This window comes from Kribbella sp. NPDC051137, assembly GCF_040682535.1.
In the GTDB taxonomy this organism is placed as follows: Bacteria; Actinomycetota; Actinomycetes; order Propionibacteriales; family Kribbellaceae; genus Kribbella; species Kribbella karoonensis.
On sequence record NZ_JBFBBI010000003.1, the window covers coordinates 113,729 to 128,926 of the forward strand.

The 15,198-nt window shown below is 69.5% G+C and carries 13 protein-coding genes; 11 read left to right on the top strand and 2 right to left on the bottom strand.

Annotated features, from left to right (window positions below; genetic code table 11):
* The first annotated feature begins 23 nt into the window (after window positions 1-23).
* Both AB0M51_RS15455 and AB0M51_RS15460 read left to right on the top strand, forming a co-directional pair.
* Entirely contained in the window at window positions 24-818 is a 795-nt protein-coding gene (locus tag AB0M51_RS15455) for a polysaccharide deacetylase family protein (RefSeq protein ID WP_344188828.1), read from the top strand.
* On the top strand, window positions 815-2,014 hold the full coding sequence (locus AB0M51_RS15460; RefSeq protein ID WP_344188827.1) for a YncE family protein: 1,200 nt from the start codon (window positions 815-817) through the stop codon (window positions 2,012-2,014). The genes AB0M51_RS15455 and AB0M51_RS15460 overlap by 4 nt, the downstream gene beginning before the upstream one ends.
* On the opposite strand, the gene AB0M51_RS15465 is transcribed toward AB0M51_RS15460, so the two are convergent.
* Complete coding sequence (locus AB0M51_RS15465) at window positions 2,011-2,754, bottom strand: GntR family transcriptional regulator (RefSeq protein WP_344188826.1); 744 nt, start codon at window positions 2,752-2,754, stop codon at window positions 2,011-2,013. The genes AB0M51_RS15460 and AB0M51_RS15465 overlap by 4 nt on opposite strands.
* Before the next feature lie 111 nt (window positions 2,755-2,865).
* Between AB0M51_RS15465 and AB0M51_RS15470 the strand changes: the two genes are divergently transcribed.
* From AB0M51_RS15470 to AB0M51_RS15510, 9 genes are all read left to right on the top strand, one after another.
* Entirely contained in the window at window positions 2,866-3,969 is a 1,104-nt protein-coding gene (locus AB0M51_RS15470) for an FAD-dependent monooxygenase (protein ID WP_344188825.1), read from the top strand.
* 79 nt (window positions 3,970-4,048) lie between these two features.
* A complete protein-coding gene (locus AB0M51_RS15475) occupies window positions 4,049-4,837 on the top strand; it encodes a TIGR03084 family metal-binding protein (protein ID WP_344188824.1) in 789 nt (262 codons plus the stop codon).
* The gene (locus AB0M51_RS15480) at window positions 4,834-6,567 is read left to right on the top strand and encodes an acyclic terpene utilization AtuA family protein (RefSeq protein ID WP_344188823.1); all 1,734 of its coding nucleotides are present in this window, start codon (window positions 4,834-4,836) and stop codon (window positions 6,565-6,567) included. The genes AB0M51_RS15475 and AB0M51_RS15480 overlap by 4 nt, the downstream gene beginning before the upstream one ends.
* A complete protein-coding gene (locus tag AB0M51_RS15485; RefSeq protein WP_344188822.1) occupies window positions 6,564-7,685 on the top strand; it encodes an acyl-CoA dehydrogenase family protein in 1,122 nt (373 codons plus the stop codon). Before AB0M51_RS15480 ends, AB0M51_RS15485 begins: the two co-directional genes overlap by 4 nt.
* A gap of 19 nt (window positions 7,686-7,704) precedes the next feature.
* The gene (locus tag AB0M51_RS15490) at window positions 7,705-9,258 is read left to right on the top strand and encodes a carboxyl transferase domain-containing protein (protein ID WP_344188821.1); all 1,554 of its coding nucleotides are present in this window, start codon (window positions 7,705-7,707) and stop codon (window positions 9,256-9,258) included.
* A 5-nt stretch (window positions 9,259-9,263) separates the two neighbouring features.
* Complete coding sequence (locus AB0M51_RS15495; RefSeq protein WP_344188820.1) at window positions 9,264-11,165, top strand: biotin carboxylase N-terminal domain-containing protein; 1,902 nt, start codon at window positions 9,264-9,266, stop codon at window positions 11,163-11,165.
* Window positions 11,162-12,319, top strand: a complete 1,158-nt coding sequence (locus AB0M51_RS15500; protein ID WP_344188818.1) for an acyl-CoA dehydrogenase family protein — start codon at window positions 11,162-11,164, stop codon at window positions 12,317-12,319. The genes AB0M51_RS15495 and AB0M51_RS15500 overlap by 4 nt, the downstream gene beginning before the upstream one ends.
* A 15-nt stretch (window positions 12,320-12,334) precedes the next feature.
* On the top strand, window positions 12,335-13,879 hold the full coding sequence (locus tag AB0M51_RS15505; protein ID WP_344188816.1) for an AMP-binding protein: 1,545 nt from the start codon (window positions 12,335-12,337) through the stop codon (window positions 13,877-13,879).
* Window positions 13,872-14,483 carry a TetR/AcrR family transcriptional regulator gene (locus AB0M51_RS15510; protein ID WP_344188815.1) on the top strand — a complete coding sequence of 204 codons (612 nt, stop codon included), beginning with the start codon at window positions 13,872-13,874 and terminating at the stop codon, window positions 14,481-14,483. The genes AB0M51_RS15505 and AB0M51_RS15510 overlap by 8 nt, the downstream gene beginning before the upstream one ends.
* Here AB0M51_RS15510 and AB0M51_RS15515 read toward each other — a convergent pair.
* Window positions 14,456-15,190 (bottom strand): helix-turn-helix transcriptional regulator, encoded by a 735-nt coding sequence (locus tag AB0M51_RS15515; RefSeq protein WP_344188814.1) that lies wholly within the window; start codon window positions 15,188-15,190, stop codon window positions 14,456-14,458. The two genes, AB0M51_RS15510 and AB0M51_RS15515, sit on opposite strands and share 28 nt — an antisense overlap.
* Between the last annotated feature and the right edge of the window lie 8 nt (window positions 15,191-15,198).

The following is a 15,198-nucleotide window of genomic DNA, read 5'->3' on the forward strand; positions in this document are numbered from 1 at the left end:
ATGATCTACGTACGTTCCCGCCTATGGCTGTCGAACGTCGAACGGTCCTCCGGACGGCACTGCTGGCGATCGGTACCGGCGCCGCGGCCGCCTGCTCGAACAACCAGCAGGCGAGTGCCCCACCCCCGACTACCCCGACGTCCGCGTCGCCACCCACCGCGCGACCGACGGCGCAACCGACCGCGCAACCGACGGGGCCGAAGCCCGCGCCACCTAGTGAGGCCGTCGAGATCGGCCACGGCCCGCGGACCGTGCCGCGGGTGGCGCTGACGTTCCACGGCAACGGCGATCCGGCGCTCGGCGCCAAGCTCCTCGACCTCGTCGAGCACGCCGGCGCCAAGGTCAGCGTGCTCGCGGTCGGCACCTGGCTGGTCGCCCATCCCGAGATGGCCACCCGGGTCCTGCGGGGCGGGCACGACCTCGGCAACCACACGATGCACCACAAGCCGATGCGCAAGCTCGGCGCGGCGGACGCCCGGCGCGAAGTACACGACTGCGCCGCGGTGCTTCGCCGTACGGCGAAGTCGCAAGGGCGCTGGTTCCGCGCGTCGGGGACCCAGCAGACCACGCCGCTGATCCGGTCGTCCGCGGCCGCCTCCGGTTACGCTGCCTGTGTGTCGTACGACGTCGACGGCCTCGACTGGCAGGACCCGCCTGCCGCGACCGTGGTGAAGGCGGTCCTGGACGGCGCCCGCCCGGGATCGATCGTCAGCCTGCACCTCGGGCACCCGGTGACGCTCAGCGCGCTGCCCGAGATCCTCTCCGGTCTGCAGGCCAAACACCTCACGCCGGTCACCTTGAGCGAACTACTCCAATGAAGCGGACCGTTGCCCTGGGCATGGTTCTGCTGCTCGCCGTCGGCGGCTGTTCCGGCAACAGCCACACCGACATCGCGACCACGCCCTCCCCCTCGCCGACTCGGGCCCCGACGACGTCGGGCGCGCACGTCACGCCGGCCGCCAGAAGCTCGCTGCTCCCCGGTATGCCTGCCCCGCTGTCGCCGACCGACGTGTGGGCCGCCGACCGCCCGGGCAGGTTCGCCGCCGCGGTACGCCGGTTCCCGGAGCGCATCTACGTACCGAACAGCGGCAGCGATACCGTGACCGAGATCGATCCGCGCACGTACAAGGTCATCCGCACGTTCCGGACCGGCCGCGAGCCGCAGCACGTCGTACCGTCGTGGGACCTGAAGACGCTGTGGGTGAACAACGACCTCGGCAACACGCTGACACCGATCAACCCGCTGACCGGCCTGCCCGGGAGGCCGGTCGCCGTCCACGACCCGTACAACCTGTACTTCACACCGGACGGCAAGCACGCGGTCGTGATGGCGTCGAACGACAGGCAACTGGTGTTCCGCGATCCGCACACGATGGCGGTGCAGAAGACGGTTCCGGTCCCCTGCGCCGGGGTGAACCACGCCGACTTCACCGCGGACGGTACGTCGTTCCTCGTGTCCTGCGAGTTCTCCGCCGAGCTGCTCGTGGTGAACACGGCCGCAGAGAAGGTCACCCAGGTCGTGCGGCTGCCGGCCCGCCGCCGGATGGGTATGCCGATGCCGCAGGACGTGAAGCTGTCGCCGGACGGGCGGTTCTTCTACGTCGCCGACATGGTCAGCAACGGGATCTGGGTCCTGTCCGCGCGGCCGCCGGTCGCGATCAAGGCGTTCATCCCGACCGGCAAGGGTGCGCACGGGCTCTACGTGACGCGGAACTCGCAGTACCTGGTCATCACCAACCGCGGCGAGGGATCGGTCTCACTGCTGAACTTCCGGACCCGCAAGGTAGTGCGGAAGATCAAGATCATCGGCGGCGGCAGCCCCGACATGGGCGGGTTGTCACCGGACGGCCTGGTGTTCTGGGTGTCGGGCCGGTACAACTCGGTGGTCTACGCGATCCGCCTGAGCGACGGCAAACTGCTCGCGAAGATCCCGGTCGGCAGCGGCCCACACGGCCTGGCAGTTTATCCACAGCCCGGGCGGTACTCGCTCGGTCATACAGGAGTTTTCCGCTAGAGGCCTCGGGCGTTGGCGCGGGGGCTGGGGGTGGTGGTGCGGAGTTCGGTGGTGAAGGCGTAGCGGTCGCCGCGGTACACGGCCGACGTGTACTCGAAGACGCGGTCGCGGCTGTCGAAGCTGATGCCGTGCAGCGCGAGGCACGGCTGGGTGGTCGGGATGTCCAGCCAGCCGGCCGTCTTGGCGTCCGGCATCATCGGCTCGAGCCGCGAGGTCGCGCTCACCACGTCGATGCCGTACCGGCTGGTCAGCAGGTCGTACAGCGAGCCGTTCAGGTCCTCGGCGCGCAGCCCCGGGACGTACCCGGCCGGCAGCGTGGTGCGCTCCACCACCATCGGGTGGTCGTCGGCCAGCCGTAGCCGGGTGAACGCGATGATCGGGTCACCGACCGGGATCCGCAGCCGCCGCGCCGCGGCCCGCTCGGCCTTCTGGTGCCGGAACTCCAGCATCGTGCTGCCCGGCCGCATCCCGCGCCGCCGGATGTCCTCGGAGAACCCGATCATCCCGAGCCAGCGCGCCACCTTCGGCCGGGTCGTGTACGTGCCGCTACCGTGCCGCCGTACCAGCAGCTCCTCGATCACCAGTTCGTCGACGGCGCGCCGCAGCGTCATCCGGGCGACGTTCCACCGCGCGGCGAGTTCGCGCTCGGGAGGCAGCGCGGCGCCCTCCGGCAGCGTGTCGATCAGACTCAGCAACAACGCCCGGATCTCGGCGGCCTTCCCCGGCAGCGAACCATGCATCCCACCTGAGTAGCACCGGCTGGACCACTCCGAAACCCTTTAGACGACCGTTGAACAGACCACTCGGCCCCCGAAGCGTTCGGCGCATCGGCAGTCAGTAACCTCCGGGACATGGTTGTCGGTGAACGGACTGCGTTGGTGATCGGCGCCGGGATCGGCGGTCTGGCGGCGGCAATCGGGCTGCGGCGGCGCGGCTGGTCGGTGAGCGTGCTGGAACGCGCGCCCGTGATCGCCGAGGTCGGCGCGGGCCTGACGCTCTGGCCGAACGCGGTGAAGGCACTCGCCGCGCTCGGCGTCGACGTCAGCGATCGGGGCGTCCCGACGATCTCCCGCGGCAACATCCTGACGCCGGGTGGCCGGTGGGTACGGCGCAACCACCCGGACGACGTCGGCGTACTCGCGATCCACCGTGCGGACCTGCACGACGTACTGCGGAAGGCGCTGCCGGAGTCGGTGCTGCACACCGACACCGAGGTGACCGCGGTGACGACCGACGGGACCGTCCGCTGCGCGGGCGAGGAGCGGCGGGCGGACCTGGTGATCGCGGCCGACGGCGTGAACAGCCTGACGCGACGGACGTTGTGGTCCGGCGACGCGGTCTTCCAGCACCGCACGATCTGGCGCGGCGTGACTCCGTCCGGATCGGTGTGGCCGGTGCGGGAGTCGCTCTCGATGGGCCGCGGCGAACAAGTCGGCGTCCTGCCGTTGCCGGACGAGCGCGTCTACTGGTTCCTGACCGCGAACGAGCCGCGGCCGAACGTCCTGTACGCCGACAACCAGGCGGAGGTGCTTCGCCGGATCGGCACCTGGCACCACCCGATCCCGGACCTCGTGAACGCAACGCCCGAGGATCAGGTCCTGCACAACGACATGCTCGACATCGACCCGGTGCCGACGTTCGTGAAGGACCGCGTCGTACTCCTCGGGGACGCCGCGCACGCGATGACCCCCGACCTCGGCCAGGGCGCCTGCCAGGCGCTGGAGGACGCCGTCGTACTCGCGGCATACGTCGACGATCTGGCTCGCTACGACTCGGAGCGCCGAGCCCGGGTGCAGCCGATGATGGCCGCTGCCCGCGCCGGGGTGGCGCGGAACTCCGACACGAACGCCCTCCGGCACCTCGTGCTCCTGGCCGCGGCCCGGGTCGTACCGCCGGCAGCGTGGCGGAAGGCGACCGCACAGTGGGCCGACTGGGAGTCGCCGGTCATCCCGTAACGCAAAAACAAGCACGCTTGATTCTTTTTGGTGGGAGTGGGAGGCTCGGCTGCATCGATCCCCGGCGAGGGAGTGCGGCGTGCGAGTGGACGAGGTGCTGGCCGATCTGTCGGTCGAGAGTGCTGAATTGGATCGGTTGGTCGGTGGGTTGGCGGCGGACGAGTGGTCTACTCCGACACCGGCACCGGGGTGGACGATCGCGCATCAGATCGCGCACCTCGCCTGGACGGACGAGGCCACGCGGCTGGCCGCGACCGATCCGGAAGGGTTCAAGGCGTCGTTGCAGGTCGCGGCGGCGAGTCCGGCGACGTACGTCGACGACGGGGCCGCGGAGACCGCCGCGCTGCCGCCGGATCAGCTGCTGACGTACTGGCGGGAGACGCGCGCCGAGGTCGTGGACGCGTTGCGGCAGGTGCCGGACGGGGAGAAGGTGCTCTGGTACGGGCCGCCGATGAGTCCTACCTCGATGGCGACCGCGCGGTTGATGGAGACGTGGGCGCACGGGCAGGACGTGTTCGACGCGCTCGGCGTACGACGGCAGCCGAGCAACCGGCTGCGGCATGTCGCACATCTGGCGGTGCGGACGCGGGACTTCGCTTATCTGCTGAACAACCGGCAGCCGCCCGCGGAGGCGTTCCGGGTGGAGCTGACCGGGCCTGACGGTGAGGTGTGGGCGTTCGGGCCTGAGGACGCCGGGCAGCGGGTGGTGGCACCGGCGGTCGACTTCTGTCTGCTGGCCACCCAGCGCAGGCACCGCTCTGACCTCTCGGTGCAGGCCGAGGGTGCGGACGCCGAGGAATGGCTCGGCATCATCCAGGCCTTCGCCGGGCTCCCCGGGAAGGGCCGCGAGCCGGGGCAGTTCGAATGAGCGCACCCGCCGGCGGTTCCCCGACCGCCCCCATCCGCATCGGAAATGCGTCCGGGTTCTACGGGGATCGGTTCACGGCGGTGCAGGAGATGCTCACCGGCGGACCGTTGGACGTGCTGACCGGGGACTACCTGGCCGAGCTGACCATGCTGATCCTCGGGCGGGACCGGCTGAAGGACCCGGCGCTGGGGTACGCGAGGACGTTTCTCAAGCAGCTCGAGTCAGGTCTCGGAGAGGCGCTCGATCGGGGCGTGAAGATCGTCAGCAATGCGGGTGGGTTGAACCCTTCCGGGCTGGCCACCGCGATCGGCGAGCTGGCGGAGAAGCTCGGGCTGCATCCGAGGGTCGCGTACGTCGAAGGCGATGATCTGCTGCCCAGGGCCGAAGAGCTGGGGTTGGGTCAGCCGCTCACCGCGAATGCCTATCTCGGCGCGTGGGGGATCGCGGACGCGCTCCGGGCCGGGGCCGACGTGGTGGTGACCGGACGGGTGACCGACGCCTCGGTCATCGTCGGGCCGGCGGCGGCGCATCACGGCTGGCAGCGGACGCAGTACGACGAACTCGCGGGCGCGGTCGCGGCGGGACATGTGATCGAGTGCGGCTGCCAGGCGACCGGCGGGAACTACGCGTTCTTCACCGAGATCCGCGACTTCGGGCGGCCCGGGTTCCCGATCGCCGAGATCCACGCGGACGGCAGCAGCGTGATCACCAAGCACGACGGCACCGGCGGCGCGGTCACGATCGACACGGTCAAGGCGCAGCTGTTGTACGAGATCACCGGCGCCCGGTACGCCGGTCCGGACGTCACCACGCGGCTGGACACGATCGAGCTCGCCGAGGACGGCCCGGATCGGGTGCGGATCTCCGGCGTCCGCGGTGAGGCCCCGCCGCCGACGTACAAGGTGTCGCTGAACAGCGTCGGCGGTTTCCGGAACGAGGTCGACTTCGTCCTCACCGGGCTGCAGTTGGAGCAGAAGGCGGAGCTCGTACACAAGCAACTGGAGCAGGCGCTCCCGACGCGTCCGGCTGAGCTGAAGTGGTCGCTCGCATGGACCGAGAAGCCGAACGCCGAGTCCGAGGAAGAGGCCAGCGTCTACCTGCGCTGCGCCGTGAAGGACCCGGACCCGAAGGTGGTCGGGCGCGCGTTCAGCAATGCGGCGGTGGAGCTGGCGCTGGCGAGTTACCCCGGGTTCCACGTCACAGCGCCGCCTGGCGACAGTTCGCCGTACGGCGTGTTCCGCGCCGGGTACGTCGACATCCACGACGTCGAGCACGTCGTCGTACTACCGGACGGGACCCGGAAGGTCGTCGCGCCGGCGGGCGAGACGCGACCGCTCGCGCCCGTCGACGACATCGAGGAGCCGATGCCGCTGCTGCAACTGTCGAGCGGACCGCCGCGGACCCGCGAGGTCCCGCTCGGCCGGATCGCCGGCGCCCGCTCCGGGGACAAGGGCGGTGACGCGAACGTCGGCGTCTGGGTGCGCGACGACAAGACGTGGCGGTGGCTCGCGCATACGCTCACCGTGCAGTTGTTCAAGGAGCTCCTACCGGAGACGCGTCCGCTGACGGTGACGCGGTACCTGCTGCCGAACCTGTGGGCGGTGAACTTCGTCGTCGAAGGGTTGCTCGGCGAGGGAGTGGCAGCGCAGGCCCGGTTCGATCCGCAGGCGAAGGCGGTCGCGGAGTGGCTGCGGTCGCGGTACGTCGACGTACCGGAGGTGCTGTTGTGAATGACTTCCGGGAGTCCGTACGGCGGTTCATGCGGGCTGAGGTGCTGCCGCAGTTGGACCAGTGGGAGCGTACCGGCGAGCTGCCGCGTGAGCTGCACAAGAAGGCGGGGGCGCTCGGGCTGCTCGGGGTCGGCTTTCCGGAGGCTGTTGGCGGTGGGGGCGGGTCGCTGCTCGACGCGATCGCGGTCGTCGAGGAGATGCATTACGCGGGCGGTTCCGGTGGATTGGTCGCCTCATTGCTCACCTGTGGCATCGCGCTTCCCCATATCGTTGCTGCGGGCAATGAGCAGCAGATCGAGCGGTGGGTCCGGCCGACGTTGGACGGTGAACTGATCGGGGCACTGGCGATCACGGAGCCAGGTGGTGGGTCGGATGTGGCGTCGCTTCGTACGACGGCTCGGCCTGAGGGCGACGAGTTTGTGGTGAACGGAGCGAAGACGTTCATCACTTCCGGGTGCCGGGCGGACTTCGTCACTACCGCGGTGCGCACCGACGGTCCTGGAGCGCACGGGATCAGTTTGCTGGTGATCGAGCGCGGGACAGCGGGGTTCGAGGTTTCGCGGAAGCTCGACAAGATGGGGTGGCTCTGTTCGGACACTGCTGAGCTTTCGTTCACGGAGGTTCGCGTGCCGGCCGGGAATCTGGTGGGGGTCCAGGGGTCCGGATTCGTGCAGCTTGCCGTGAACTTCGTGGCCGAGCGGTTGACGCTGGCCGTGCAGGCGTATGCGGGGGCGCAGCGGGCGCTCGACCTGACGGTCGAGTGGTGCCGGCAGCGCGAGACGTTCGGCCGGCCGTTGATCTCGCGGCAGGTGGTGCAGCACACGCTGACCGAGATGGCGCGCCGGATCAGCGTTGCGCGGGTCTACGTGCACGACGTCGCGCGCCGGGCGGACGCGGGCGAGGACGTGATCGCCGAGACGTGCTTCGCGAAGAACACCGCGGTGGAGGCCGGGCAGTGGGTGTGCGATCAGGCGCTGCAGTTGCACGGCGGACTCGGGTACATGCGAGACGTCGAGGTGGAACGCCAGTACCGCGACCAGAAGATCCTCGCCATCGGCGGCGGCACAACGGAGATCCTGACCGGCCTCGCCTCGAAGAGACTGGGGTACACCACATGACCATTCCCCGGGCGGGCGCATGAGCAACCGCCAAGCAATGCTGGAGAAGTTGGCCGCACTCGATGTCGAGCATGCGAAGGCGTTGGCCGGCGGCGGACCGAAGTACGTCGAGCGGCACCACAAGCGCGGCAAACTGCTCGCCCGTGAGCGGATCGAACTACTGCTCGACCCGGACTCCTACTTCCTCGAGCTCTCACCGCTGGCCGGCTGGGGTTCGGACTTCGCCGTCGGTGCCAGCCTGGTGACCGGGATCGGCGTGGTCGAAGGCGTCGAGTGCCTGATCACCGCGAACGACCCGACCGTCAAGGGCGGCTCCAGCAACCCCTGGACGCTGCGCAAGGCCCTCCGCTCCGACGAGATCGCCCGCGCGAACCGGTTGCCGGTGATCAGTCTGGTCGAGTCCGGCGGCGCCGATCTCCCCACGCAGAAGGAGATCTTCATCCCGGGCGGCGCGATGTTCCGGAACCTGACCCGGCTCTCCGCGGAAGGCATCCCGACGATCGCGCTGGTGTTCGGCAACTCGACCGCGGGCGGCGCGTACATCCCGGGCATGAGCGACTACGTCGTGATGGTGGACGGCGGTGCGAAGGTGTTCCTCGCCGGGCCGCCGCTGGTGAAGATGGCGACCGGCGAGGACGCCGACGACGAGTCGCTCGGCGGTGCCTCGATGCACGCCCGGCAGTCCGGGCTGGCCGACTACTTCGCGGTCGACGAGCAGGACGCGATCCGGCTCGGTCGGCAGATCGTCTCCCGGCTGAACTGGCGCAAGGCGGGTCCCGCGCCGACCCCGACGTACGCCGAACCGCTGCATGACGCGGACGACCTGCTGGACATCGTGCCGGGCGACCTCAAGATCCCGTTCGACCCGCGGGACGTGATCGCCCGGGTCGTGGACGGCTCGGTGTTCGACGAGTTCAAGCCGCTGTACGGGTCGTCGCTGGCGACCGGGTGGGCGTCCGTGCACGGATATCCGGTCGGGATCCTCGCGAACGCGCGCGGGGTGCTGTTCAGCGAGGAGTCGCAGAAGGCGGCGCAGTTCATCCAGCTCGCGAACCGGGCGAACACGCCGCTGATCTTCCTGCACAACACGACCGGCTACATGGTCGGGCAGGAGTACGAGCAGGGCGGGATCATCAAGCACGGCGCGCAGATGATCAACGCGGTCTCGAACTCCAAGGTCCCGCACATCTCGATCCTGATGGGCGCGTCGTACGGCGCCGGGCACTACGGGATGTGCGGGCGGGCGTTCGACCCGCGGTTCCTGTTCGCGTGGCCGTCGGCGAAGTCCGCGGTGATGGGCCCCCAGCAGCTCGCCGGCGTGCTGTCGATCGTCGCCCGGGCCGCGGCGCAGGCGAAGGGCATGCCGTACGACGAGGACGGCGACCGGCAGATGCGCGCGTACGTCGAAGGTCAGATCGAGGCGGAGTCGCTCCCGATGTTCCTGTCCGGCCGGCTCTACGACGACGGCGTGATCGACCCCCGCGACACCCGCACCGTCCTCGGCATCTGCCTGTCCGCCATCCACTCCGCCCCGGTCGAAGGCACCTCGTCCTTCGGCGTCTTCAGGATGTGATGCCGATGATTTCCTCTGTTCTGGTGGCCAATCGGGGCGAGATCGCGCGGCGGATCTTCCGTACGGCGCGATCGCTCGGGCTGTCCACGGTGGCGGTGTACTCGACGGCCGATGCGCGGATGCCGTACGTCGACGAGGCGGATGCCGGCGTAGGGCTGCCGGGGAACGCGCCGGGGGAGACGTACCTGCGGGCGGAGCTGATGGTGGAGGCGGCCCTTCGCGCCGGCGCGGATGCGGTGCATCCGGGGTACGGGTTCCTGTCGGAGAACGCTGCTTTCGCGCAGGCGGTGATCGATGCGGGGTTGACCTGGATCGGGCCGCCGGTGGACGCGATCTCGTCGATGGGGTCGAAGATCGAGGCGAAGAAGCTGATGGCGGCGGCCGGGGTGCCGGTGCTGGCCGAGCTCACGCCGGCGGAGGTGTCGGCGGACGACCTGCCCGTGCTGGTGAAGGCGTCGGCCGGTGGTGGTGGGCGCGGGATGCGGGTGGTGTCGCGGCTGGCGGACCTGGCCGGGGAGATCGAGGCGGCGTCGGCGGAGGCGTTGTCGGCGTTCGGTGACGGGACGGTGTTCTGCGAGCGGTACCTGGCGCAGGGGCGGCACATCGAAGTACAGGTGATGGCGGATCAGCACGGGACGATCTGGGCAGTCGGTGAACGCGAGTGCTCGATCCAGCGACGGCATCAGAAGGTCGTCGAGGAGGCGCCGTCGCCGCTGGTCGAGCGGATTCCGTCGATGCGCCCCGCTCTCTTCGATGCTGCGCGGAAGGCTGCCGCGGCGATCGGATACGTCGGGGCGGGGACGGTCGAGTTCCTCGCGGACGAGAGCGGCAACTTCTACTTCCTCGAGATGAACACCCGTCTCCAGGTGGAACACCCGGTCACCGAGGAGACCACCGGGCTCGACCTGGTGGCGCTCCAGTTCGCGGTCGCGTCCGGCGAGCACCTCCCGCCCGAACCACCGCCGACGGCCGGTCACGCGATCGAGGTCCGGCTGTACGCCGAGGACCCACTCCACGACTGGCAACCCCAGACAGGCGTTCTGCACCGCTTCGCGGTGGAAGCGCGGGTGCGGGTGGATTCGGGGGTGGAGGACGAGTCCGAGGTTTCGCCGTACTACGACGCGATGTTGGCGAAGGTCATCGCGTACGGGGACGACCGTGCGACGGTTGCTCGGCGGTTGGCCCGGGCGTTGGAGCGGGCGAAGGTCCACGGGGTGGGCACCAACCGGGATCTGCTCGTCTGGATCCTTCGGCATCCCGCGTTTCTGGCGGGGGAAACCGATACCGCGTTCTTCGCGAAGCACGGCGTGGGTGCAGCGGTCGACGACGCGGTGGTGCGGGTGTCGGCGTTGGCGGCGGCGTTGGCGGACGCCGCAGGACGGCGTACCCCGGTGCGGGTACCGAGTGGGTGGCGGAACCTGGCGTCGCAGCCGCAGCGGAAGAGCTTCCGGTACGGCGATGGGGTAGTCGAGGTGGAGTACCGGCTGACCCGGGACGGCTTGGTTGTCGATGGCAACATCACGCTCATCGACAGCTTCTCGGACCACGTGGTGCTCGAAGTCGACGGTGTGCGCAGGGCGTTCGAGGTTGCGGCGTACGACGGAATCACCTGTGTGGATTCGGCGCTCGGCAGCGTCATGCTGACACCGGTGGCGCGGTTCACCGATCCGGCGGAGCAGGTGGCCGCGGGTTCGTTGGTGGCACCTATGCCGGGGACTGTGGTCCGGGTCGGCGTGCAGGTTGGTGACGTCGTGACGCAAGGGCAGCCGTTGGTGTGGTTGGAGGCGATGAAGATGGAGCACCTGATCGCCGCGCCGATGGCCGGGGTCGTCGGCGAGTTGAAGGTCGCGGCAGGACAACAGGTCGAGGTCGGCGCCGTACTGGCCGTGGTTGGGGAGAACTCATGAGCTTCGTGGAGTCCGAAGAGCGTCGCGAGCTGCGGAAGGTGGTCGCGGAGCTCGGCAAGAAGTACGGGTACGAGTGGTTCAACCGGCAGGCCCGCTCCGGCGGGAACACCGCCGAGCTGTGGCTGGAGGCCGGCAAGCTCGGCTTCCTCGGGGTGAACCTGCCCGAGCAGTACGGCGGCGGAGGCGGCGGGATGGCCGACCTGTCGATCGTGCTGGAGGAGCTCGGCGCGGCCGGCTGCCCGCTGCTGATGATGGTGGTCTCGCCGTCGATCTGCGGCACGGTGATCTCCCGGTTCGGCACCGGCGACCAGAAGCAGCGGTGGTTGCCGGGGCTCGCCGACGGTACGACGATCATGGCGTTCGCGATCACCGAACCCGACGCCGGGTCGAACTCGCACCAGATCACCACCACCGCGCGCCGGACCGACGACGGCTGGTCGCTCTCCGGGCGCAAGGTCTTCATCTCGGGCATCGACGTCGCGAAGGCCGTCCTGGTCGTCGGCCGCACCGAGGATGCTCGGACCGGGAAGCTCAAGCCCGCGCTGTTCATCGTCCCGGTCGACGCGCCGGGTGTGGAGTTCCGGCAGATCGAGATGGACCTGATCAGCCCGGACAAGCAGTACTCGTTGTTCCTGGACGACGTACGGCTCCCGCGCGAAGCGCTCGTCGGGTCCGAGGACGCCGCGCTCATGCAGCTGTTCGCGGGCCTGAACCCGGAGCGGATCATGGCGTCCGCGTTCGCGCTCGGCATCGCCCGGCACGCGCTCGGCAAGGCGACCGCGTACGTCAAAGAACGCCAGGTCTGGAAGCATCCGATCGGCGCGCACCAGGGACTCGCGCACCCGCTAGCGCAGATCAAGATCGAGCTCGAGCTCGCCCGCCTGATGATGCAGAAGGCGGCCGCGTTGTACGACGCCGGCGACGACATGGGGGCCGGCGAGGCCGCGAACATGGCGAAGTACGCCGCCGGCGAGGTTGCCGTCCGCGCCACCGACCAGGCCGTGCAATCCCTCGGCGGCAACGGTATGACGGTCGAGTACGGCGTTGCCTCGCTGGTCGCGGCCGCGCGCGCGACCCGGATCGCTCCGGTGAGCCGGGAGATGATCCTGAACTTCGTCGCACAACACAGCCTCGGGTTGCCGAAGTCCTACTGAGAAAGGCCTGGGCCGATGATCATCACCAGTCAGTTCCCGCCCGTCGAGGTGCTCGACGTACCGATCCACGACGCCGTTCTCGGCAACGCCCAGGAGTACGGTGACCGGCCGGCGATGGTCGACGGCGTCACCGGCAAGACGCTGACCTACGCGGAGCTGGATCACCTGACCCGCCGGGTCGCTGCCGGCCTCGCGGAGCTCGGTGTCCGGCACGGGGACGTGATCGCGCTCTACAGCCCGAACTCGATCCTCTACCCGGTGGTGTTCTACGGAGCCACCCGCGCGGGCGCGACCGTGACCACGGTGAACGCGCTGTACACCGCGGACGAGCTGCACAAGCAGTTGGTCGACTCGAAGGCGACGTTGCTGGTGACGATCTCGCTGTTCCTGCCGGTCGCGACGGCCGCGGTCGACGGGACCGACGTCCAGCAGATCTTCGTCTGCGACCAGGCCGAGGGGTACCGCTCGATCCAGGAGCTGTTCGCGTCGACCGGTCCGGAGCCGGTGGTGGACATCGACCCCGCCGAGGATGTCGCCGTACTGCCGTACTCGAGCGGCACGACCGGTGCGGCCAAGGGCGTGATGCTCACGCACCGGAACATCGCGACCAACATCTCGCAGGCCGAGGTCATGATCACGCTCGGGGACGAGGAACGGATCATCGCGATCCTGCCGTTCTTCCACATCTACGGGCTGTCGGTGTTGATGAACCTGCCGCTGCGACTCGGCGCGACGGTTGTGGTGCTGCCGAAGTTCGACCTGCAGCAGTTCCTGACCACGCTGGACGAGCAGCGGATCACCCGCGCGTTCGTGGCGCCGCCCGTCGTACTGGCGCTGGCGAAACACCCGGCGGTGGACGGCGTCGACCTGTCCGCGTTGAAGTACGTGACGTCGGCCGCGGCGCCGCTCGACGGTGAGCTGGCCGCGGCGTGCGCGAAACGGCTCGGGTTGCACGCCGTACTGCAGGCGTACGGGATGACGGAGCTGTCGCCCGGTACGCACGCCGTACCGCAGGACGACCCGGAGCCGCCCGCGGGCGCGGTCGGGAAGCTGTTCCCGTCGACCGAGATGCGGTTGGTAGGTGCTGACGGCAACGATACGGACGAGGGCGAGATCTGGATCCGCGGGCCGCAGGTGATGAAGGGGTACTTAGGCCGGCCGGCCGACACCGACGCCACCGTCGACGCCGACGGCTGGCTGCACACCGGCGACATCGGACGCATGGACGAGCGCGGCTACCTGTACGTCGTGGACCGGGTGAAGGAGCTGATCAAGTACCACGGGTACCAGGTGCCGCCCGCCGAACTCGAGGCCGTCCTGCTCACCGACGACCGGATCGCGGACGCGGCGGTGATCGGCGTCGACGCGGACGGGACCGAGGTACCGAAGGCCTTCGTGGTGCCGATGCCGGGCGTCTCGCTGTCCGCGGAGGACGTGATGGAGTACGTCGCCTCCCGGGTGGCGCCGTACAAGAAGGTCCGGCAGGTCGAGTTCATCGACGCTGTCCCGAAGGCGGCGTCCGGGAAGATCCTCCGCCGGGAGTTGCGGGCCCGTGAGTGAAGTGCTCAAGGCGCCCCAGCAGGACCGTTCGCGGGCGACCCGGCAGCGGCTGCTCGAGGCCTCGGTCGAGTCGCTCGCCGAGGTCGGGTACGCCGCGACCACGGTGAGCGTGGTCGCGACGCGGGCCGGCGTCTCGCGGGGCGCGGCGCAGCACCACTTCCCGACCCGGGCGGATCTGTTCGCGGCGGCGGTCGAGTACATGACCGAGGTCCGCCTGGCCGAGATCCGCGCGCAGGCCTCCGCGCTGCCGAGCGGTGCCGGGCGGACCGAGGCGATCGTCGGGATGCTCGCGGACGTGTACACCGGGCCGTTGTTCCGGGCCGCGCTGCACCTGTGGGTGGCGGCGTCGACCGAGGAGGCGTTGCGGGCGCAGATCGTGCGGCTGGAGGCGCATGTTGGCCGGCAGGCGCATCGCGCGTTGCTGGAAGTGCTCGAGGTGAGTGAGCGGACGCCCGGGGTTCGGGAGACCGTGCAGGGAGTGCTGGACATGGCGCGCGGGCTCGGGCTGGCGGATCTGCTGACCGACGACAGCGCTCGGCGTCGCGGCATCGTGCGGCAGTGGAGCCGGATCCTCGATCAGGCTCTGCGCGATCCCGGGGTGTGACCGAACGCCCGGCGGAAGCTGTCGATGAACGCACTCGTCGAGGCCCATCCGGTCTCGTGCGCCACCTGGGTCACCGATCTCCCTTCGGCCAGCCGGATCAACGCCCGCTGCAAGCGCAACTGCACCCGCCACTGCGGGAACGTCATCCCCAACTCTCCCTTGCACAACCGACTCAACGTCCGCTCACTGGCACCCACCACCCGCCCCAACTCCACAAGGGTCCTGCCGTCGGCCGGATCCTCCTGTAGCAGCTCACAAATGCTCATCAACCGAGGATCCTGCCCCGCCGGCAAGTACGTAGGCCGCTGATCCGACGCCCGCAACTGATCCAGCAACACCCCCCGCAACCGCACCCGCTCCACAGACTCACCCCGCTCCTCGTCCGAGGTGTACGTGAGGATCAGTTCGCGGAGGAGGGGGGTGACTGAGAGGGCTGTGGGGGTGGTGAGGGCGAGGGGGTTCTCGTCGAGGGCGATGGTGTGGAGGGTGGTTTCGCCGTAGGCGCGGTGTTGGTGGACCGTGCGGGCGGGGATCCAGATCGCGGTGGTGGCCGGGGCTACCCAGGTGCCCGTACTGGTGGTAACCGCCAGGACGCCGTGGCCGGCGTACACGATCTGATGGCGGTCGTGCCAGTGCGGGTCGATGCCGCCGCCGGCCTGGATCGGGCGGTGACCGGTGGTCGCGGGACGTTGGCGGGTTTCCGGCATCACCTGGC